The organism is Stutzerimonas stutzeri (genome assembly GCF_024448935.1).
Taxonomy (GTDB): domain Bacteria; phylum Pseudomonadota; class Gammaproteobacteria; order Pseudomonadales; family Pseudomonadaceae; genus Stutzerimonas; species Stutzerimonas stutzeri_AO.
This window is the reverse complement of sequence record NZ_JAMOIE010000007.1, coordinates 66,500-87,444: the sequence shown is the minus strand read 5'-3', so window position 1 is coordinate 87,444 and position 20,945 is coordinate 66,500. Positions and strand designations below refer to the sequence as shown.

General features: G+C 62.9%; 13 protein-coding genes and 3 pseudogenes. 6 read left to right on the top strand and 10 right to left on the bottom strand.

Annotated elements, in window-relative coordinates:
- Nucleotides 1-192: 192 nt before the first annotated feature.
- The gene (locus tag NA637_RS03625; protein WP_256071057.1) at nt 193-1,260 is read left to right on the top strand and encodes a phosphotransferase family protein; all 1,068 of its coding nucleotides are present in this window, start codon (nt 193-195) and stop codon (nt 1,258-1,260) included.
- A gap of 29 nt (nt 1,261-1,289) precedes the next feature.
- The gene (locus tag NA637_RS03620; protein WP_256071056.1) at nt 1,290-2,057 is read left to right on the top strand and encodes an SDR family oxidoreductase; all 768 of its coding nucleotides are present in this window, start codon (nt 1,290-1,292) and stop codon (nt 2,055-2,057) included.
- Between the two features lie 40 nt (nt 2,058-2,097).
- Here the strand turns inward: NA637_RS03620 and NA637_RS25620 are convergent.
- The 5 genes and pseudogenes from NA637_RS25620 to malE all read right to left on the bottom strand — a co-directional run.
- Nucleotides 2,098-2,221 (bottom strand): annotated as a pseudogene (locus NA637_RS25620) (maltose acetyltransferase domain-containing protein); the annotation flags it as partial.
- Between the two features lie 98 nt (nt 2,222-2,319).
- Complete coding sequence (gene malT / locus NA637_RS03615) at nt 2,320-5,064, bottom strand: HTH-type transcriptional regulator MalT (protein ID WP_256071055.1); 2,745 nt, start codon at nt 5,062-5,064, stop codon at nt 2,320-2,322.
- A 67-nt stretch (nt 5,065-5,131) separates the two neighbouring features.
- A pseudogene (malG, locus tag NA637_RS03610) lies at nt 5,132-6,018 on the bottom strand (maltose ABC transporter permease MalG).
- Nucleotides 6,019-6,030: 12 nt separating this feature from the next.
- Nucleotides 6,031-7,593, bottom strand: a complete 1,563-nt coding sequence (gene malF, locus NA637_RS03605; protein ID WP_256071054.1) for a maltose ABC transporter permease MalF — start codon at nt 7,591-7,593, stop codon at nt 6,031-6,033.
- A 71-nt stretch (nt 7,594-7,664) separates the two neighbouring features.
- Entirely contained in the window at nt 7,665-8,852 is a 1,188-nt protein-coding gene (gene malE / locus NA637_RS03600) for a maltose/maltodextrin ABC transporter substrate-binding protein MalE (protein WP_256071052.1), read from the bottom strand.
- Nucleotides 8,853-9,101: 249 nt separating this feature from the next.
- Here malE and NA637_RS03595 point away from each other — a divergent pair.
- Together NA637_RS03595 and NA637_RS03590 are read left to right on the top strand one after the other, a co-directional pair.
- Nucleotides 9,102-10,496: pseudogene (locus tag NA637_RS03595) on the top strand (alpha-amylase family glycosyl hydrolase); the annotation flags it as partial.
- Nucleotides 10,442-10,774, top strand: a complete 333-nt coding sequence (locus NA637_RS03590; RefSeq protein WP_256071062.1) for a hypothetical protein — start codon at nt 10,442-10,444, stop codon at nt 10,772-10,774. The pseudogene NA637_RS03595 and the gene NA637_RS03590, both read left to right, overlap by 55 nt.
- 188 nt (nt 10,775-10,962) lie before the next feature.
- Here NA637_RS03590 and NA637_RS03585 read toward each other — a convergent pair whose 3' ends face one another.
- The 4 genes from NA637_RS03585 to NA637_RS03570 all read right to left on the bottom strand — a co-directional run bounded on the left by NA637_RS03585 (nt 10,963) and on the right by NA637_RS03570 (nt 14,139).
- Entirely contained in the window at nt 10,963-12,297 is a 1,335-nt protein-coding gene (locus NA637_RS03585) for an MFS transporter (RefSeq protein ID WP_256071051.1), read from the bottom strand.
- A 46-nt stretch (nt 12,298-12,343) separates the two neighbouring features.
- Nucleotides 12,344-12,670 (bottom strand): AzlD domain-containing protein, encoded by a 327-nt coding sequence (locus tag NA637_RS03580; protein ID WP_256071050.1) that lies wholly within the window; start codon nt 12,668-12,670, stop codon nt 12,344-12,346.
- Entirely contained in the window at nt 12,652-13,380 is a 729-nt protein-coding gene (locus tag NA637_RS03575) for an AzlC family ABC transporter permease (RefSeq protein WP_256071049.1), read from the bottom strand. Before NA637_RS03575 ends, NA637_RS03580 begins: the two co-directional genes overlap by 19 nt.
- Before the next feature lie 189 nt (nt 13,381-13,569).
- Nucleotides 13,570-14,139, bottom strand: coding sequence for a GNAT family N-acetyltransferase (locus tag NA637_RS03570; protein WP_256071048.1), 570 nt, complete (start codon nt 14,137-14,139; stop codon nt 13,570-13,572).
- A 468-nt stretch (nt 14,140-14,607) separates the two neighbouring features.
- Between NA637_RS03570 and NA637_RS03565 the strand changes: the two genes are divergently transcribed.
- Nucleotides 14,608-18,078 carry a hybrid sensor histidine kinase/response regulator gene (locus NA637_RS03565; protein ID WP_256071047.1) on the top strand — a complete coding sequence of 1,157 codons (3,471 nt, stop codon included), beginning with the start codon at nt 14,608-14,610 and terminating at the stop codon, nt 18,076-18,078.
- A gap of 82 nt (nt 18,079-18,160) precedes the next feature.
- Nucleotides 18,161-19,405, top strand: a complete 1,245-nt coding sequence (locus tag NA637_RS03560) for an MgtC/SapB family protein (protein WP_256071045.1) — start codon at nt 18,161-18,163, stop codon at nt 19,403-19,405.
- A gap of 13 nt (nt 19,406-19,418) precedes the next feature.
- Here the strand turns inward: NA637_RS03560 and rmuC are convergent, their stop codons facing one another.
- Nucleotides 19,419-20,894, bottom strand: a complete 1,476-nt coding sequence (gene rmuC / locus NA637_RS03555; protein WP_272888899.1) for a DNA recombination protein RmuC — start codon at nt 20,892-20,894, stop codon at nt 19,419-19,421.
- Nucleotides 20,895-20,945: the final 51 nt, after the last annotated feature.

Genomic DNA, 20,945 nt, shown 5'->3' with positions numbered 1-20,945 from the left:
CGCTCTCTTCCTGGGTTTTCCAAGCATCAGGCGCCTTGATTACGCGGCAACACCCCGGCCAATAACGGCCGACTTCCCTTGGTGATGCTCAGCGCGCGCATTAGATTAGCATCGTCGGATGGTCAATGGCGCCGTGGCTTGAAGCCTGCCATACCCGGCCATTAAGGCATCGATTATAGAAAAGGGACACGCATGGCGCTTACTGATCAGACCAGCCGCATACGTGACGGCGAAGAACTGCCCACCGAGGCCATCGACCAGTACCTGAAAGCCCACATCCCGGGACTAGAAGGCCTGCCGAGTATTTCGCAGTTTCCGGGCGGGGCTTCCAACCTGACCTACCTGCTTGAATACCCGAAACAGGAATTCGTGCTCCGCCGTCCTCCCTTTGGTCACAAGGCCAGGTCCGCACATGACATGGGACGCGAATACCGAATCCTCAACCAGCTCAACGCTGGCTTTCCGTACTGCCCGAAGGCCTACGCCTATTGCACCGACGAGACGCTTATCGGGGCCGAGTTTTACCTGATGGAGCGGGTCAAGGGCATCATCCTCCGTGAGGACATGCCCGCCGAACTTGGATTCACGCCGGAGCAGACCACTGCGCTGTGCAAGAGCTTCATCGACAAGTTCGTCGACCTGCACAATGTTGACTACTACGCCTGCGGCCTAGGTGATCTGGGCAAGCCCGAAGGTTACGTCCAGCGGCAGATAAATGGCTGGATCGATCGGTATGAGCGGGCGATCACGGCTGACGCGCCTGGATGGGAGCCGGTTAAGGCTTGGCTGCGGGACAAGATGCCAGCCGATCACCACAAGCCGGCCATCATCCACAACGACTACCGCTTCGATAATGTAATCCTCAATCCGGATAACCCCATGGAGATCATCGGCGTTCTGGATTGGGAGATGACGACGCTGGGTGATCCTCTAATGGATTTGGGCAATACGCTTGCCTATTGGATAGAAGCGACGGACCCGGCGCCGATGCAGCTGATTCGCAAACAGCCAAGCAACGCACCCGGCATGCTGACTCGTCAGCAATTCGTCGACTACTACGCCGAGCGCGCGGGTATTCGCATCGACAACTTCGATTATTACTACACCTATGGCCTGTTCCGCCTGGCGGCGATTGTCCAACAAATCTACTACCGCTACTTCCACGATCAGACCCAGGACAAGCGATTCGCCAAGTTCGTACAAATGAACGCCCTGCTCGAGCAAGTGAGCCTGCAGGTCATTAACAAATCGAAGCTGTAACACAGCTCACCAAGAGGAAAACCGACTCCATGAGCAAGACCAACCTATTTGACCTGGACGGCAAGATTGCCTTCGTATCCGGTGCCAGCCGTGGCATTGGCGAAGCCATCGCCAAACTGCTGGCCCAGCAAGGGGCCCACGTTATTGTTTCAAGCCGCAAAATCGAAGGCTGCCAGGCGGTTGCTGATGCGATCAACGCCGACGGTGGCAAGGCCACAGCCGTCGCCTGCCATATCGGTGAACTCGAACAGATCCAGGCCGTCTTCGCTCAAATTCGCGAACGGTTCGGCCGGCTGGACATCTTGGTCAACAACGCGGCTACCAATCCGCAGTTTTGCCATATTCTGGACACCGACGTGTCAGCCTTTCAGAAAACGGTTGATGTGAATATCCGGGGCTATTTCTTCATGTCCGTCGAGGCCGGCAAATTGATGCGTGAGCATGGGGGCGGCAGCATCATCAACGTAGCCTCGATCAATGGCGTCACGCCGGGCAACTTCCAGGGTATCTACTCGGTCACCAAAGCAGCGGTAATCAACATGACCAAGGCTTTCGCCAAGGAGTGCGCCGCCCAAGGCATTCGCTGCAATGCCCTGCTTCCAGGCCTCACGGACACCAAGTTTGCCTCGGCCCTGGTCAAGAACGACTCGATCCGCGAAGAAGCGCTACGTCACATCCCACTGCACCGTGTTGCGGATCCCAGCGAAATGGCGGGCGCTGTGCTCTATCTCGCCAGCGATGCGTCGAGCTACACCACCGGCCTGTCGCTCAATGTAGACGGCGGCTACCTCGCCTGATCAAGCGGCTCATACAAAAAAGAAACATCCGGGCTGAAATCTCTTTCAGCAAGTCACGTCGCACCGCCGGTGTTTTCGCCGAGCGCTGCGTTGTAATGCATCATTCAGGCTCTGGCGGCGGCTTGATCGGCGTCGCCGGGCCGGTAGAGTTCGCCGGCGAGCATCTTCTGTTTTTTCGCCCAGCGTCATCTTCGGCTCTCGCTAAGCTTGAACGGAACCCGTACCGGGCCGGTCGGGTGCGTACTGAATGGCTACATACCGGTCACTCGCCCTGGATCTTGCTCAGCAGGCTGCGCGCCAGCTGCACCGCCTCGTTGCGGTGAGTGATGTTGAGCTTTTGATACAGGCTGCGGATGTGAGTCTTGATCGTCGTCGGCGCGACATTCAGGTGTTCCGCGATCTGCTCGTTGGACTGCCCCGCGTGGATCAGGCTCAGCACCTGCCACTCTCGGCGCGTCAGCGGCGAATGGCGGATCAGCTCGGGCACATCCGGACGGTTGATGATGTCCTGGATCACCGCTTCGTCGAGGGTGATGCGGATCGCCCGGCTGAAGTCGCGCTGCTGCTGCGCCAGCTGGATCAACCGATCGGCTCGCTGAGCTTCGAGTTCGCCGAGCGTGCGCTCGTGCTGCAACGCCTTGAGCATGGCGATGATCAGCTTGCCGATGCGTAGAAAGCTGCCGATGGCGCCTGTGCTGGTGGCCAGCGTCAGTGCTTGTTGCAGATGGTCGAGCGCCTGCTGTCGTTCCTCGCGCTGCCAATGCAGTTGCGCCAGGAGGATATGGTTGCGGTTCAGGTCCATGACCAGGCCGTGCTGTTCGGCATCGCCTTGCAGCTGCCTGAGGATAGGCAGCGCCTTGTCCGCCTGTTTCAGCGACAGGTGCGCACGTGCGTGGTTGCGGCCGTTGTACTGGGCGAAGTGATTGAGCCCCCGCTCGAGCGCGGGCGCGGTGAGCAGCCACTGCTGGATTGCAGTCTTGTCCTGGGTCGAATCCCAGTAGCTGAGCATCACCGCGTGGGCGTTGGCGAGCCAGTCGACGTGGTAATTGTCGTCGGCCAGCATGCTCTGCATCTTGCCGATGTAATCGGCGCAGGCGCTCTGCTGGCCCCGTGCGTGGGCGATCCCAGCGAGCAGCGCGTAGCACTGCAGCAACCATCGTTCACCAACGTCTTCGAGGATCTGGATGCCCTGCAGCGCGCACTGCTCGGCGGCGTCGAGATGGTGCCATTCGAGCAGCACCTGCCCGCGCACGCGGTAGATGAATTCCATGATCGGCGTGGCTCGCAGCTCGGCCTGTTCGACATACTGAATCGCCCTTTCCTGCAGCGAGTACGCCTTTTGCAGAAAGCCCTGGGCGATGGCGATCTCCGAGAGCTGGCCGAGATTCCACACCACCAGGTGCGAGGCGCGAATTTCCCGTGCGCGGCTTTCAGCGTCCTGATATTGCTGTTGCGCCTGAGGCAGCAACCCCTGCACGAAGTGCGCCTCGGCCAGGCCCGATAGCGCGGCGACCTTGGAGGTGCGCATGATCAGCGGCTCACGCACCAACGCCTCGCGAGCCAGCGCGATGGCCTGCTGCTCGTCCCCCTGATTCATCGCCACCTGCGCGCGCACGGCATTGAATTCGCCGACGATGCGTGCCCAGTCATCTTCCGAGCAACTGTGCTGCAGGGCCTGCTCTCCGGCCTTGAACCAGCGCTCGACCTGATCGAACTGGTAGGAATTCTGCGACACCCACGCCTGCAGCAGCGTGAATAACGGCGACCCGGCGATGACGGCCTCTGGCAGCGTTTCCAGACATTGTTGCAACAGCCCCAGCCGTCCCTGACGATAGAATTGCCGACCGAACCGCTCCAGCACCTCGCCCACGCGCGTCGGGCAGCGCGCCTGCACCGCATGGCGTGCTGCCTCCTCCGGCATGCTCTCGGTCATCAGCGCCTCGGCCGCACGCAGATGAAGTTCAGGTACACGCTGCGGCTGATGGGTATGCAGTTCGCCCTGCAGAAAGATGCCGAACAGCGGATGGTAGGCGTACCACTGACGCAGACTGTCGAGGGGTTGTACGAACAGACCGTTCCGTTCGAGCTGCTCGAGCATGTCCCGGGAATTGCTGCCCTGGGTCAGGTGATTGGCCAGGGCGGCATTGAAGCGCTCCAGCAGACAGGTCGTCTGGAGGAACTCGACCGTCGCCGAACCGAGCGGGCTCATCACCTGTTCGCGCATGTAGTCGCGGACGAAGGGATGGCCGAGTTGCAGGTTTTCCAGAAACAGATCCATGCCACGGCTGGTCTGCACTTCCTGCAGCGCCAATTGCAACGCACAGGGCCAGCCACCGATGCGGCGGTTGAGTCGCTCCACCTGCTCGCGGTTGACGGTCACCGGCAACCCTTCCTTGAGCAAGGCTTCGACCTCGTCGGTTTCGAACGCCAGTTGCGCCGTATCCACGGTCAGCAATTGATGCTTGACGCGCAGATCGGCCACCCCCAGCTCAGGCAGGCCGCGACTACACACCAGGAGGGTCAACCAGGACGGCATGTTGCGCAGGAAAAAGCGCAACACCGCGATGACCTCGGGGTTCACCAGCGTCTCGAAGTCGTCAAGCACCAGAAGCAGCGGTTCGTTTCCGGCCGGCAGCTCCGCCAGCAAATGCGTGAGCAAGACATCGAAGGCCTCGCTACCCTGCTCCGCAAGCAGCAGACTGCGCGAACAACCCTGCTCCAGCTGCGCATCGAGCACATGCAGCAAGTAGCGAGCCAGCTGCCGTGGATCGTTATCCGTCGGGTGCAGTTGCAGCCAGGCAACCCGCCCCGGAAATGCCCGCGCCCACTGGCAAGCCAGCGTGGTCTTACCGAAGCCACTCGGCGCATGCAGTACCGCCAGACGCACCTCCCCGAGTCGCTGCAGCCACTCATCCAGTCGAGGGCGCGAGAGCAGCCCTCTGGGCGTCGGCGGCATGCTCAGCTTCGCCGGTATCAGCGGCAAAGGTTCAGGTATTGCGGCATTCATGGTCATCTCCCGTACTTCGTTCCCTGGCCGGGTCGCCTGGTCCATCGAGGTCGCGACTGCGCGAGACCTAGCCCTTCACCCCACCGGCGGTCAGCCCGCCAACGATCCATCGCTGACAATACAGAAACACCACCGTGATCGGCAGGCCGGACAGCACGGCGGCAGCGGCGAAATCGCCCCACAGGTAGTTCTGCGGGTACAGGTATTGCTGGGCACCGACGGCCAATGTCAGCTTGTCGACATCCATCAGCAGTACCGACGCGATCGGGTATTCGGTCACACTGCTGATGAAGGCGAGAATGAATACCACTGCAAGAATCGGCACGCTCATCGGCAGCAGGATATAAAAGAACGCCTGCCAGGTCGTGGCGCCGTCGACGATGGCCGCCTCCTCCAGCGAACCGTCGATGCTTTCGAAATAGCCCTTGATCGTCCAGATATGCAACGCCATCCCGCCCAGCGAAGCGACGATCACCGCGCCGTGGGTATTCACCCCGAGCCAGGCGATGTACTGACCGAGCTGGTCGAACAAGGCATAGATGGCGACCAGTGACAGAACGGGTGGAAACATCTGAAAAATCAGCATGCCCTTGAGAATCGGCGCCTTGCCACGGAAGCGCATGCGCGCGAATGCGTAGGCGCTGGTAGTCGAGAGCATCAGGATCAGCACCGAGCTGATCAGCGCGATCTTCAACGAGTTCCACAGCCACAACAGCACCGGGAACGGTGGGTTGGTCACCGTGCCGTCGGCGTGGGTGTAGGGGATGCCCAGCGCCAGCGACCAATGTTCGAGCGTCGGGTGGTCGGGCAACAGGCTGCCGGTGGCGAAGTTGCCTTCACGGAACGAGATGGATACCACCATCAGCAACGGAAACACAGTGCGATGAAGACGAGCAGCGAAGCGTGCGCCAGCCAGAGGCGATATTTGACGGATTTACCTTGAACGATGGCCATGACCGGTTTTCCTCACACTTTCACATTCGAGAGTTTCAGGTTCAGCCAGGCCATGGCACCGACCAACAGGAAGACCAGCGTGGAGATGGCGGCCGCGAGGGCGAAGTTCTGTCCAGAGTCCTGGAAAGCGATGCGGTAGGTGTAGCTGACCAGCAGGTCGGTGGTACCGGCCGGCGTAGTCGCGCCGATGATGTCAGGTCCGCCGCGTGTCAGCAGGGTAATCAGCACGAAGTTGTTGAAGTTGAACGCAAAGCTTGCGATCAGCAAAGGCGCCAGCGGCTTGATCAGCAGCGGCAAGGTGATCTTCAGCAGGTTGTCCAGGGGCGTCGCGCCATCCATCGCCGAGGCCTCGTAAAGATCACGCGGGATGGCCTGCAGCAAGCCCATACACAGCAGCAGCATGTACGGATAACCGAGCCAGGTATTGACGACGAGAATCATGCTGCGTGCCAGCGTGGGATCGCTGAACCAGTCCGGGCGGATTCCGAACAGCGTATCGAGCAGCAGGTTGATCTCGCCGAAGTTCTGGTTGAACAGCCCGCGGAAGACCAGGATGGAGATGAATGCCGGCACGGCATAAGGCAGAATCAGCATCACCCGATAGAACGGTTTGCCACGCACCATGTCCCACTGCAGCAGGCTCGCCAGCACCAGGCCGACGGCCAGGGTGAAGAGCACGGTCAGCGCGGCGAAGGCCACCGTCCAGATGAAGATCTGCACGAAGGGTTCGCGAATGCTCGGATCCGTCAGCACCTTGGTGAAGTTGTCGAAACCGGTAAACACCGCGAAACCAGGCGCCAGCGCTTTGCCGTCATTGTCGACGTAGAAACCCGTTTCCGGGTTCGGCGTCAGGCGTTCGCCGGTCTTGTTGTTGATCAGCACGCCGTCTTCGGCCTGCCTATAGAGCGGCTGCACCGCGGCCACTTCGCGCAGCCCATACAGACGCAGCAGGCTGCCGTCCGGACCCTGCATGACCCACTGTTGCAATTGATCGCGGCGCTGGATGACGTCGCGCAGCGGCAAGGCCTTGCCCAGATCGGCAACATCCTCGGCCGGCTGCATCGCCAGGGGCTCTTCGGCATTCGGCTCGCCCGTCAGCGGATCACTGACGAACACGCCCTGCTCGCCCCTGTCGACGCGCAGGCGTTCGCCCTCGGGGCTGGCATGCAGGCTGAACCGGTAGCGCTCCCCGGCCAGGTAGGTCTGATTGAGGTGATACTGCTTGACCTGTTCCTGGCTCAGCAGATTGCTGCCGCTGTAGTTGGTGAAGCCGATCCCGACCGTGTACAGCAGCGGAAAGATGACGAACACCAGCATGCCCGCTACCGCTGGATAGATATAGCGATGGGCGTAGGTGCGCCGGCTGATGAATACGTAACTGGCGATTCCCGTCACGACCAGGCCGAGTATGGCGAACGCCGGTTGCCGCTGGGCATAGAGCGCCACGACCAGATACAGCGAGAGCGCGTTGAAGGTAAGCCAGACCAACCAGCGCAGCCCGAATTTCAACGAGGAATGAAGCGTCCTTGTATGGTTTGTCATGGCAGGGCTGGGCAACTCGGCAAGGGCATTCACGACGGAGAACCTTTCTAACCTGGAGCGTAGATCGCCGGTCGCGATACTGCGACCGGTGATCGGCGACGATTTCAGCGGGTGATGCGCTTGGCGGCATCATCCAGGGCGGCGTCGACTGTCTGCCGGCCCGAGGTGATGTTGGTCAGCGCGGCCGCCATGGACGACCAGAAGATCCCCATCTCCGGTACGTTCGGCATGGGTTCGCCCATCTGCGCGTTCTCGAAGGTAGCCTTGATGTGCGGGTTGCTCGACAGCTCCTCCATGTACGCCTTGTTCGCCACAGCACCCAGCGGGACATCGGCATTGACCGTCTTCAGGCCCTCGACGGCCAGCAGGTGGTTCTCCAGGAACTCGACGGCCAGGTCCTTGTTCGGGCTGGCTGCGTTGAGGATCGCCGCGGTGACGCCAACGAAGGGCTTGCCGGGTTCGCCGTTGATCGACGGAATCGGCGCCACACCGAAGTCGATGCCGCTCTTCTCGATGTTGCTCCAGGCCCAGGGCCCGCTGATCATCATCGCCGAGTCGCCCTTGTTGAATGCGGCTTCGGCGACGCTGTAGTCGGCGCCTTTGGGCATGACGCCCTTCTCGATCAGATCGGCGAGCAGCTTGCCGCCCTGCTTGGCGCCAGCGTTGTTCACCCCGGTCGATTTGATGTCGAGGCCCGCGTCGGTCCTCTCGAACACATAGCCACCGTTGGCTGCCAGCAGCGGCCAGGTGAAGTAGGTGTTGTTGTAGTCCCAGAGGATGGCGCGCTTGCCGTTGGCGGCGAGTTTTTCATTGAGCGCGAAGACGTCGTCGAAGCTCTTCGGCGGCGTGCTGACCAGCGCCTTGTTGTAGATCAGGCCGATGGTTTCCACCGCAATCGGGTAACCCCACAGCTTGTTGCCGTAGCTCACCGCGTCCCAGGCGAAATCAGCCACTTCATCCTTGGTCTCTCTACTTGGGGTGATCGGCGTGATCAGTCCGCTCTTGGCCCACTCGCCGATGCGGTCGTGAGCCCAGATGAAGATGTCGGGACCGTTGCCGGTCGCGGCGGCCTGCTGGAACTTGTCGGTGGCACTGTCCGGATGTGCCACTTCGACCGGGATGCCCGTTTCGGCGGTGAATTTCTGGCCGACCTTTTCCAGGCCCTTGTAGCCCTTGTCACCGTTGATCCAGATAACCAGCTTGCCTTCTTCGATCGCTGCCATTACCGGCATCGGAAGACCGAAGGTCGCAGCCAGACCCATCGCGGCCATACCCAACAGCGTTTTGTTCATATTGCTTTTCCTCGTGGCTTCTTATTGTTGATCCCACACGCTGCCGCCCTTGGGCATTCGCAGTTCCGGCATCTTCGACCAGTGACCGGGGGCGCACATCCTCCCCCGCGCGACCGGGGAGGGCGTAGCGACAGGGCGTAGACAATGCAGGCGATGACCAAAATTCCGCCTGCAAAAGCATCGTTACGCCTGCACCTGGCTGGCAGTCGGATGTTAAATGTTGCGAAAACAACAAACCGGACCGACACCATGCACCCCCGGACGCGCGCTTGTCACCTGCTGGCTTTTGCCATCGCCCTTCCCACTCAGCTGGCCTTGGCCGAGCCTTCGATCACGGCACGCATCGCTGACCAACCCATCGAACTTCGCTGGCACGAGATGCAGGCGGAGCGCTACAGCACCGAGTTGACCCTGCCTGCCGGCAGGCTCGAACTGGGCACCGCCGGCGCCGCACGGTCGCAGCCGCTGGCGGCATACCGCAAGCAGGCGCTGGAGAGAGACACTGCGTTGCGCTTCGACGTTCCCGCACCTGGCCGCTATCGCCTGATCGTCGATACCGGCGCGGACGCCAGCCTGCGTCTGCTGCCCATAAAGGAAGCCGAACCCGCGAAGCCTGGGATCCCTTGCCCGGTGTGGCGCGGTGAGCCGGTGAGCGTCAAGGTCGATGGCGTTTTCGCCGAAGGCGAGCGCGTGCGCGATGCCTACAGCGGCCAGGCCACGGCGGTGCATGACGGCCAGGTCACCCTCACCCCGGCTGCGGGCAGCGATGGCCTGCTGCTGCTCGAAGCCGTCGAGGCACCTGCCGACATGCCCTACGACTGGCGCAACGCGACCGTCTACTTCGTCATCACCGACCGCTTCGCCAACGGCGACCCATCCAACGACCGCAGCTATGGCCGTCAGCCCGACGGCGAGCAAGAGATCGGCACCTTCCATGGCGGTGACCTGAAGGGGCTGGCCGGCAAACTCGATTACCTGGCCGAGTTCGGCGTCAGTGCCGTTTGGATCACCGCACCCTACGAGCAGATCCATGGCTGGGTCGGCGGCGGCGACAAGGGCGACTTTCGCCACTACGGCTACCACGGCTACTACGCGCTCGATTACACCGAACTGGACGCCAACATGGGCAGCGAGGCCGACCTGCGCGAATTGATGGCCGAGGCGCATGCGCGCGGCATCCGCGTACTGTTCGACGTGGTGATGAACCACCCTGGCTACTCGACCCTGGCCGACATGCAGACGTTCGGCTTTGGCGGGCTGCGCGAAGGCATGGCGCAATACCTGCCCGCCCAGTGGACAGACTGGCAGCCCGAGTCCCACGAAAACCTCCACGCCTATCACAACCTGGTCGACTACCAGCACCCGGACTGGGTCAAGTGGTGGGGCAAGGACTGAGTGCGCGCCGGGCTTGGCGATTATGATCAGCCGCCGAGCGCCCTGGTCGATCCGGTCAAGGGCTCGTTGAGCTTCCTGCCCGACTTCAAGACCGAGCACGACGAGCCGGTCGGCCTGCCCATCTTCCTGCAGCACAAGCAACCCACCGGTGCGGTGGCGCGCGAGGGCTACCGGGTCCGCGATTACCTGATCGAATGGCTGACCGACTGGGTGCGAGAGTACGGCGTCGACTCGAGGGCATCGTCGACACCCGCTACGCAAGCTTCAGACACGGCGTGCTACTGTCGCCGTGGATCGACGGCGAGGTGGCTGACGATCTGGACGGCCAGACCTGCACCCCGCTGACCTTGCAACGGCTCGCCCGGTTGCGCGACATGGCCGCGTCCCGCTACGACGATCTCCATCGCTGTGGCGCCTTCGCCGGCGAACAGGGCGGCGCCCGCAGCGCCTTGCTGGACCCGTTGCAGCGAGCCGAAGCACAGGCGATCGGCTGGCAGGTGCCTGGCGCCACGCCACAGCAACCCTGAACGAACGAGTCGCTCGCCAGGCTGAGCGACTCGGCTTCGGCAGCGCGGGATCGAACCTGGTGGTCGCGCGCGCCGCCGAAATACATACCGCCATCAGCGTCGACCGACCTCCTCCCCACTACGCCCCCGCCGCTCCGCCTGAAAAAAAGCACGCCGGGAGGATGATCGCCATACCTACTGCGCGACGATCAACCCGCCGGCGGCAGCGGCCGGCGCAACAGCCAGGAGTGCAAACGCTGCGCGAACTCCGGCACCGAATAGCATATCCAGCCGATCACCAGCACATTCAGTAGCGCCACAGTGAGAAACAGCTGCGGAATCGTCAGCCCCGCGACCGTGAGCAACACGATGGAAAAGATCGCCGAGATCACCATGAACAAGGCGTTGAGAATGTTGTTCGCGGCCACCACCCGAGAGCGCTCCTCGAGCGCCGTGCGGGACTGGATCAACGCGTACAGCGGCACGATGTAGAGCCCACCGAAGGTGCCCAGACCGAGGATATCGATCAGCACCCACCAGGCGTGCGGCTCGGCCAACAATATCGACCAGTCCCTGGCCAGCTCTGCGGCCGGTACACCGCCGGCATGCCACCAGAGCAGCACGCCGAACAGCGTCAAACCGCTCGAGCCCAGCGGCACCAGGCCCAGCTCCAGGCGATGCCGGGACAACCGCCCGCAGAGCATCGAGCCCAGCGCGATACCGATCGAGAACACCGCCAGGATGAGCGTCGCCACCCCCTCGTCACCCTGCAGCCAATCACGGGTGAAGGCCGGAATGTGGGTCAGGTACACCGCGCCGAGAAACCAGAACCAGGAATTGCCGATCATGGCGCGGGAAACGGCGCGCTGCTGCGCCAACCCCAACCGCATGATCTGCAGCGACTGGCGCACCAGGTTCCAGTCCAGCCGCAGGCTCGGCAATGCCGCCGCCGACAGCGGAATCGCCCGGCTGGCGAGAAAGCCCGCCATGGCCAGCCCCACCACCGTCAGCGACACCCACAGGGCGTAGTCGAGGTAGCCCATCAAGACGCCCGCCGCGATGGTGCCGCCAAGGATCGCCAGAAAGGTGCCCATCTCGACCAGCGCATTGCCGCCGACCAACTCATCGGGTCGCAATTGCTGCGGCAGGATCGAATATTTCACCGGCCCGAACAGTGCCGACTGAGTGCCCATGCAGAACAGTGCGACGAGCAGCAGCGGCAGGTTGCCCAGCCACATTCCCAGCGCGCCGACCAGCATGATGAGGATCTCGGCGAACTTGATGCGGCGGATCAACCAGGCCTTTTCATACTTCTCTCCGCACTGGCCGCCCAGTGCGGAGAACAGGAAGAACGGCAGGATGAACAGCAACGCGCAGAGGTTCACCAGCAGACTGACATCGGCGGCGGTGCCCAGCTTGAAGAGGATCGCCAGTACCAGTGCCTGCTTGAACACGTTGTCGTTGAAGGCACCGAGCAGTTGCGTAAGGAAGAACGGCAGGAAGCGTCGTGTGCCGAGCAGGCCGAACTGCGAATGCGCGGTCATTGCGGGTCTCCGGGTGGGTCATCCGAAACAAGATTCGCCGGTGGGTTCACAGTGGCAATTGCCCGAACGCCCAGCGCATCACGAAGAAGCTCAGCAGCCCGCCGGCAATGGTCGCCAACAGGTTGCGGGTCCGCGCCGCAACCAGGATCGACAGCAGGCCGGCCATCAGATAGGCATTGTGCCAGTCGAGCGCCCACTCACCCTCGGGCCTGAGCATGCCGGGCACCACGATGGCGGTCAGCACGGCAACCGGCACGTAATGCAGGCCCTGCTCCACCACGCGCGGAAAGCGCAGGTCGGGCCAGGCGAAAAAGCTGTAGCGCGTCATGAAGGTGATCGCCAGCATGCCGAAAATCAGCAACCAGGTTTGCATGGGCTCGCCTCCCCCTGACGACGCTCGGCCCGTTGCTCGAGCCAGACGCCGACGACGATGCCGGCCAGCGCCGCGGCAATCAGGCCGAGCTTGTACGGCAGATTCCAGGTCAATAGCGCCACGGCCGCGGCTACCAGCGCCGACGCCACCTGCGGACGGGTGCGCATCATCGGCACGGCAATGCCGATGAAGGTCGCGATCATGGCGAAATCCAGGCCCCAGCTGGCCACGTCCGGCACCGCCTGGCCGAAGGCGATCCCGGCCAGGGTCGCCAGCTGCCAGGACAGGTACATGGTCAACGCTGCGCCGAAGAAGAACCAGTGCTTGTGCGGCGACGCATCCTCACTGGCATAGCGATGCTGGATGACGGCGAAGGCCTCATCGGTCAGCCAGAATGCCAGCGGCACCCGCCAGCGGCTCGACAGGTGCCGCACGAACGGCTGCAACGCCGCGCTGTAGAGCGCATGCCGCAAGTTGACGACGAAGGTCGTCAGCAGCACCACGGCAGCACCCACGCCGCCGGTAATCAGCGTGACGGCGATGAACTGCGCGGAGCCGGCGAACACCAGCGCCGACATGCCGATGGTCTGCCAGGGAGACAGTCCTGCACCGATGGCCAGCGTGCCGAAGATGATGCCAAACGGGATCGCGCCGACGATCAGCGGGAGGATATCGCGACAACCATGCAAGAACTCTTGCAAGCGGGACATCGTGGCTCCTTAGGTATGCACCGCAAACAGTGATGAGCCACGCACCGCTATTGCGTATTGCGGCCGGAGCATAGAGGGAGATGAAGACGGACTGATGACCGCGGGTCGAACCCCGCCCGTGGATACGGCAGACATTAGCCTATGTTGGCGCTGAAGGCGACGGGCGCGCATCGATGCATTCGCAACGGGTCATCCGTGGGCACGCGACTCCAGCAGGTCTTTGACGGCGGGCCATTCACGATCGGTAATGCTGTAAAGAACGGTGTCGTCGAGCCTTCCATCGGCGAGACGGCGATGGTTGCGCAGCAGCCCTTCGCGCTGGGCGCCTAGCTTTTCGATGGCACGTTGCGAGCGCAGGTTGCTGGCAGCGGTTTTCAACTGCAGACGCACCAGTTGCCATTCTTCGAAGGCATGTTTGAGCAATAGGTACTTGATCGAGGCATTCAGACCGCTGCCATGCTCGGCCCTGTCCAGCCAGGTCCAGCCGAGTTCACCGGCTGGCAGTGATGGGTTGAAATCGGCGAAGCGGGTGGTGCCGACGATGCGGTCTCCCATGCGCAGGGCGAACGCCACGGCCCGGCCCTCGCGCTGTTCACTGATAGCCAGGCGATACCAGTCCGGGCGCAGGGGGCCGTTAAGGTAGACCAGCTCGTCGCGGTTGCGCTCGGCAATCTCCACCAGGGCCGTGATGTCGGTTTCTGCAAGCGGGTCGAGACGCAGGGCTCCTCGCTGCAAGGTGACCGGGTGCGGCGTGAACATCAAAGGCTCTCCTGAGTAACGGACTTCTGGCGGATCCCGCTGTTGCGATCGCTGCACGGACCGGAAGTGCCCAGCCGCAGCGGCGTCTGCGCCCAGCCGATCCAAGGCGAGCCTGGGAAAATGCCTCGGACTGCGGCAAAACGCAATGCTGGCCTTACGAGCAGCCAAGCCAGCCAGCAAGTCGTCTGGCACGGTCCCTTGCGCCGATTCATCGGCGATCGCTCACCTCATGCGACCATGGTCGCAGCCGCAACACGTGATCCCCTTTTACTGCGAAACTTCATACATTCATCTATCAACAAGCGGCAGCCTTCCGGTTATCCGAAACCTGCCGCGCTTGAGCCGCCCGAGTGGTATCCGGTCATTAGCAGTCGCATCGCTGCGCTGACTTCGATCAGCGCAGCGGCGCGATCGACGCCCTATCGCATCGGGTTGTAATCGGCTCTTCATTTGTCGTCTGGAGTTCGCATGTCGTTGTCCGGTGGGCTGATCGCGCTGGTCGCCTTCACTTATATGGCCGTGCTGTTTGCCATTGCCTTTTACGGGGATCGCAACCGCCGCCAGTTGTCGCCGCGGTTTCGGGCCTGGGTTTATAGCCTGTCGCTGGCGGTCTATTGCACCAGCTGGACCTTCTTCGGCGCGGTCGGCCAGTCGGCTGAACAACTCTGGGCCTTCTTGCCGATCTACCTTGGCCCGATTCTGCTGATGCTGCTGGCACCGCAGGTCATCCAGAAGATGATCATGATCAGCAAGCAGGAAAATATCACTTCGATTGCGGACTTCATCGCCGCGCGCTACGGCAAATCGCAACCGCTGGCGGTGGTGGTGACGCTCATCTGCCTGGTCGGCGTGCTGCCCTACATCGCACTGCAGCTCAAGGGCATCGTCCTCGGCGTGAACCTGCTGGTGGGCAACGCGGGCGAAGCCGCGGCCGGCTCCGGCGCGCAGGACACCGCGCTGATCGTATCGATGGCGCTGGCGCTGTTCACCATTCTGTTCGGCACCCGAAACCTGGACGTGACCGAGCACCACCGCGGCATGGTCCTGGCCATCGCTTTCGAGTCGCTGGTCAAGCTGTTTGCCTTCCTCGCGATCGGTGCCTTCGTCACCTTTGGTCTGTTTGATGGTTTTGGCGACCTGTTCAACCGAGCCCACGAGGCCCCCGAACTCTCGGAATTCTGGCAGGAAACGGTGAACTGGCCTGCCATGATGGTGCAGACCACCGTCGCGCTGATGGCCATCGTTTGCCTGCCACGCCAGTTCCACGTGACGGTGGTGGAAAACATCGAACCGCACGATTTTCGCCTGGCCCGCTGGGTGTTCCCGTTGTATCTGGTACTGGCCGCCGTGTTCGTCATCCCGATCGCCCTGGCTGGCCAGTTGCTGTTGCCCAGTGGCGTCAGCCCGGACTCCTTCGTGATCAGCCTGCCACTGGCCCAGTCCCATCCTGCCCTGGCGCTGCTGGCGTTCATTGGCGGCGCGTCGGCCGCGACCGGCATGGTAATCGTGGCCAGCGTGGCGCTGTCGACCATGGTCTCCAACGACATGCTGTTGCCCTGGTTGCTGCGGCGCAAGGAAGCCGAGCAACCTTTCGAAGTGTTCCGCCACTGGATGCTCTCGGTGCGCCGGATCAGCATCGTCGCGATCCTGCTGCTGGCCTATGTCAGCTATCGCCTGCTGGGCTCCAGTGCGAGCCTGGCGACCATTGGCCAGATCGCCTTTGCCGCGCTCACGCAGTTGGCCCCGGCCATGGTCGGCGCGCTGTACTGGAAGCAGGCCAACCGCCGCGGTGTGTTTGCTGGCCTCACCGCAGGCGGACTGATCTGGCTTTACACGCTGATTCTGCCGCTGCTCGGCTGGCCGCTGGAAATGTTTCCTGGCCTGCAGTGGATGTACACAACCGACCTGCCATTCAATACCAGCGCGTTGACGCTTGGCGTCACCCTGTCGCTGGTGGGCAACGCGACGCTGTTCTTCTGGGTGTCAATCCTGTCGCAGACACGTGTCGCCGAACACTGGCAGGCCAGCCGGTTCATCGGTCAGGAAATCCACCCCACGGCGAGCACCCGCCGGCTGCTGGCCGTGCAGGTCGAGGATCTGCTCCTGCTGGCCTCACGCTTCGTCGGCGCCGAGCGCGCCGAACTCAGCTTCCAGCGCTTTGCCCGACGCCACGGCCATGATTATTCACCCCGACAGCAGGCCGACGGTCAATGGATCGCCCATACCGAGCGCTTGCTTGCCGGTGTGCTGGGCGCCTCCTCCACCCGCGCCGTGATCAAGGCTGCGCTGGAAGGCCGCGACATGCAGGTCGATGACGTGGTGCGGATTGTCGGTGAAGCATCGGAAGTGCTGCAGTTCAACCGCGCGCTGCTGCAGGGCGCGATCGAGAACATCACCCAGGGCATCAGCGTGGTCGACCAGTCGCTACGGCTGGTGGCCTGGAACCACCGCTACCTGGAAATGTTCGAGTACCCGGACGGGCTGGTCTACATTGGCCGGCCTATTGCCGACATCATCCGCTACAACGCCGAACGTGGCCTCTGCGGGCCCGGCGATCCGGATACTCACGTGGCCAAGCGGCTGTACTGGATGCGCCAGGGTCGCGCGCACACCTCGGAGCGCACCTTCCCTAACGGCCGGGTGGTCGAACTGATCGGTAACCCCATGCCCGGCGGCGGCTTCGTCATGAGTTTCAGTGACATCACCGCCTACCGCGACGCCGAACGCGCCCTCAAGGATGCCAACGAAGGCCTTGAACAGCGCGTCAGCGAGCGCACCCATGAATTGTCCAAACTGAACAAGGCGCTGGCGGCCGCCAAGAGCGCGGCCGAGGCGGCCAACCAATCGAAGACCCGTTTCCTTGCCGCGGTCAGTCATGACCTGATGCAGCCCCTGAACGCGGCGCGGCTGTTTTCCGCCGCCCTGTCACACCAACACGATGCGCTGCCAGCGCAAGTGCGGGACCTGGTTCGGCATCTGGACAGCTCTTTGCGCTCGGCCGAAGACCTGATCTCCGACCTGCTCGATATTTCGCGCCTGGAAAACGGTCGCATCACCCCCGACCGCAACCCCTTCCCGCTGGCGACCCTGTTCGACACGCTGGCCACGGAGTTCACCATGCTCGCCGCCGAACAAGGCGTCGATTTCAGGGTGCATGGCAGCCGACTGCGGGTTGACAGCGACATCCGCCTGCTGCGCCGGGTGCTGCAGAACTTCCTCACCAATGCTTTCCGCTACGCCAAAGGTCGCGTGGTGCTAGGGGTGCGTCGCCAGGGCTGCTCCTTGCGGCTCGAAGTCTGGGACCACGGCCCGGGCATCGCCGAAGACAAGCTGCGAGTGATCTTCGAGGAGTTCAAACGTCTGGACAGCCATCAGACCCGCGCCGAGAAAGGCCTGGGACTGGGCCTGGCGATTGCGGACGGCTTCTGCCAGGTACTCAACCATCCGCTGGCGGTGCGCTCCTGGCCCGGCAAAGGAAGTGTATTCAGCGTGACGGTACCGATCGCCAGCCAGGTGCTCCGACAGGTCACCCGTGGTGGCAATGGCGAAGCGCAGCAAACCGCCCTGACCGGCATCCAGGTGCTGTGCATCGACAACGAAGACAGCATTCTGGTGGGCATGAACAGCCTGTTGTCGCGCTGGGGTTGCCAGGTCTGGACGGCCAGTAACCGGGCCGAATGCGAGGCACTGCTGCGTGATGACGTGCGCCCACAATTGGTGCTGGTCGACTACCATTTGGATCACGGTGAGACCGGCTCGGAATTGATGGCCTGGCTGCGCACCCGCCTCGGCGAACCGGTCCCTGGAGTGGTGATCAGTGCAGACGGACGTCCGGAGCTGATCGCCGCGATCCATGCGGCGGGGCTGGATTTTCTCGCCAAACCGGTCAAGCCGGCAGCGTTGCGCGCACTGATGAGCCGCCACGTTCCGCTGCATTGACGTCGCGTTGCGTCAACGCAAACCGCGGCCGCAGCGAGACGGCTAGACTGGTCTCATTAGAAGTTGCCAACGGCCTTTGCCCATGACCCTCGAATCATTGTTGAACCTGGCAACCGCCCTCGGCGTGGGCCTGCTGATCGGTACGGAACGCAGCTGGAGCGGCGGTGACAGCGACGGCCAGGAGATGGCCGGCATCCGCACCTTCGGCCTTGCCGGGCTGTTCGGCGGCCTGGCTGCACTGAGCGCCAGTCATTTCGGTACGTCCGCCTGGGTGGCCATGTTCGTCGTGCTGGCCCTGCTGACGATCGCCGGCTACGTGATCGAGTCCCGCACCAATACCGATCGTGGCATGACCACCGAGATGGCGCTGCTGCTGACCTTCCTGCTTGGCAGCCTGGCCGTGGCCGAAAGTCGCTTGCTGGCCGCCGCTGTGGCGGTCGTGGTGGCCTTGCTGTTGAGCCTGAAAGCGCGACTGCACGGCGCGCTGCACAAGCTAAACGAAGCGGAACTGAGCGGCGTGCTGAAGCTGCTGTTCATTTCCGTGGTGCTGCTGCCCGCGCTGCCGAACCAGGGGTATGGGCCCTGGCAGGCGTTCAACCCCTATACCACCTGGTGGATGGTGGTGCTGATTGCCGGTATTGGCTTTGCTGCCTATGTCGCCATCCGTCTGTTGGGCACCCGCCACGGCTTGATGATCACGGCCCTGCTGGGCGGCATCGTTTCCTCCACGGCGATGACCATCACCCTCGCCCGCCTGGACTCGGGGAAAATGCGCCACGCCCTGGCCGCGGGCCTGCTGGCAACCTCGGCGCTGATGTTCCCGCGGGTACTGCTGGAAGTCGGGGTGATCAATAGGGCGTTGCTGCCGGCCTTGCTCGCGCCAATGCTGACGGCCGGCCTGATCTACGCCGCCGGCGCCTTGTTCTACTACTTGCGCGCCGGTCAGCAGCCCGACAGCGCCGCCGAGCCACCGTTGAAAAACCCGTTCGAACTGGGTCCGGCGCTGCGTTTTGCCGGCCTGCTCGTACTCATCCTGTTCCTTGTCGAAGGCGCGCAAAGGGGGCTGGGCGACGCGGGGGTCTATCTGATTGCCCTGCTGTCCGGGCTGACCGATGTGGATGCGATCACCCTGTCGCTGGCCAACAGTGCCCGGACCGATCTGGCTGAACAGGTCGCGGTGCGTGGCATCTTTCTCGCGGCGCTGAGCAACAGTCTGGTCAAGGGAGGCCTGATCGTCTTTATCGGCGGCCGCGCTCTGGCGATGCTGACCCTACCGTTCATGTTCAGCGGTCTGCTGGCCGGGCTGGCGGTGTTGTGGCTGCTGTGACGCCAAACGTGCGCTACTCCTCAGCTTCCAGCGGCACCTCGGCCCCGGCACGCTCGAGCCAGTCGGCCGGCAGCCGCTTGCTCGCCCGCGCGCCCAACAGCTTGAGCTGTTCGGCGCGGCTTATCAGATTGCCGCGACCATCGGTGAGTTTGTTACGCGCGCCGAGGTAGGCCTTGTCCAGTTGCTGCAGGCGGCTACCGATCTCGTCCAGATCCTGGATGAACGCGGCAAATTTGTCGTACAGCCCCCCGGCACGCTCGGCGATCTCACGAGCGTTCTGGCTTTGCCGCTCCTGGCGCCAGAGGCTGTCGATCACCCTCAGCGTCGCCAGCAGGGTGGTCGGGCTGACGATCACAATGTGCTTGCTGTAGGCCTCCTGAAACAGCTCGGGGTCGGCTTGTAGCGCCGCCGCGAACGCCGCTTCGATGGGCACGAAAAGCAGGACGAAATCCAGGCTCTGCAGCCCTTCGAGGCGCTGGTAGTCCTTGAGCGACAAGCCTTTGAGGTGATTGCGCAACGACAGGACGTGCTGCTTGAGGGCCAGCGCGCGGCTGCCCTCGTCTTCGGCGCAGATCAGCGCCTGGTAGGCGGTGAGGCTGACCTTGGCGTCCACCACCACTTGCTTGTCGCCGGGCAGCTGGATCAACACGTCAGGCTGGAAGCGCTCGCCATCGGCGCTCTTGAGACTGACCTGGGTGTGGTATTCGCGGCCCTTTTCAAGCCCGGCATGTTCGAGCACCCGCTCGAGGATCAGCTCGCCCCAGTTACCTTGGGTCTTCTGCCCCTGCAGGGCGCGGGTCAGGTTGGTCGCTTCGTCGCCGAGGCGCTGGTTGAGCTGTTGCAGCCGTTCAAGCTCCTTGGCCAGGGAAAAACGCTCGCGCGCCTCGTTCTGGTAACTCTCCTCGACGCGCTTCTCGAACGACTGGATGCGCTCCTTGAGCGGATCGAGCAGCTGGCCGAGACGCTCATGACTGGTCTCGGCAAAACGCTGCTCGCGCTCCTCGAAGATCTTGCCTGCCAGCTCGGCAAACTGGGCCCGCAACTCATCGCGGGCACCCTGCAGATCTTCCAGACGCTGCTCATGAGTTTTCTGCTGTTCGTTCAGCTCGGCTGTGACCGCAGCGTGAGCGGCGCTCAGTGTGCGCAGCTCCGCTTGCTGCGCATCGCGCTCGGCCTGCAGATCATCGAGCGCTTCTCGGTTTTCCAACCGCTGGGCCTGCAGCCATTCGGTTTCTCGTCGCAAGACAGCGGCTTCGGCCTGAAGCGCTGCGCGGGCGTCATGAAGATCGGCCTGCTCCTGGCGACTGGTTTCCAGTTGCGCGCCGAGGCCCTCCTGCGCCATGACCGCCTGACTCAGCCGCTCGTCGAGCAATGACAGCTCCGCCTGCTGCAGGGACAGCCGTCGTTGCAGCGACCACGTAACAATGGCGAGCAATACGCAGAGGGCACCGAGGCCGGCGGCTGGATAGAGAGGAGGATCGAAGGGCATGAACGGCTCCGGCTGAACTGTCCGGCAGTATAGCCAGCCAGCCCGTGCAGG

What these genes read in the sequence shown, in the direction of transcription:
- rmuC (WP_272888899.1), bottom strand. Translation starts at nt 20,894, where the DNA reads ATGCCCTTCGATCCTCCTCTCTATCCAGCCGCCGGCCTCGGTGCCCTC.
- NA637_RS03575 (WP_256071049.1), bottom strand. Translation starts at nt 13,380, where the DNA reads ATGTCCCGCTTGCAAGAGTTCTTGCATGGTTGTCGCGATATCCTCCCG.
- NA637_RS03585 (WP_256071051.1), bottom strand. Translation starts at nt 12,297, where the DNA reads ATGACCGCGCATTCGCAGTTCGGCCTGCTCGGCACACGACGCTTCCTG.
- malT (WP_256071055.1), bottom strand. Translation starts at nt 5,064, where the DNA reads ATGAATGCCGCAATACCTGAACCTTTGCCGCTGATACCGGCGAAGCTG.
- malE (WP_256071052.1), bottom strand. Translation starts at nt 8,852, where the DNA reads ATGAACAAAACGCTGTTGGGTATGGCCGCGATGGGTCTGGCTGCGACC.
- NA637_RS03580 (WP_256071050.1), bottom strand. Translation starts at nt 12,670, where the DNA reads ATGCAAACCTGGTTGCTGATTTTCGGCATGCTGGCGATCACCTTCATG.
- NA637_RS03560 (WP_256071045.1), top strand. Translation starts at nt 18,161, where the DNA reads ATGACCCTCGAATCATTGTTGAACCTGGCAACCGCCCTCGGCGTGGGC.
- NA637_RS03620 (WP_256071056.1), top strand. Translation starts at nt 1,290, where the DNA reads ATGAGCAAGACCAACCTATTTGACCTGGACGGCAAGATTGCCTTCGTA.
- NA637_RS03570 (WP_256071048.1), bottom strand. Translation starts at nt 14,139, where the DNA reads ATGTTCACGCCGCACCCGGTCACCTTGCAGCGAGGAGCCCTGCGTCTC.
- NA637_RS03625 (WP_256071057.1), top strand. Translation starts at nt 193, where the DNA reads ATGGCGCTTACTGATCAGACCAGCCGCATACGTGACGGCGAAGAACTG.
- NA637_RS03590 (WP_256071062.1), top strand. Translation starts at nt 10,442, where the DNA reads ATGGCTGACCGACTGGGTGCGAGAGTACGGCGTCGACTCGAGGGCATC.
- NA637_RS03565 (WP_256071047.1), top strand. Translation starts at nt 14,608, where the DNA reads ATGTCGTTGTCCGGTGGGCTGATCGCGCTGGTCGCCTTCACTTATATG.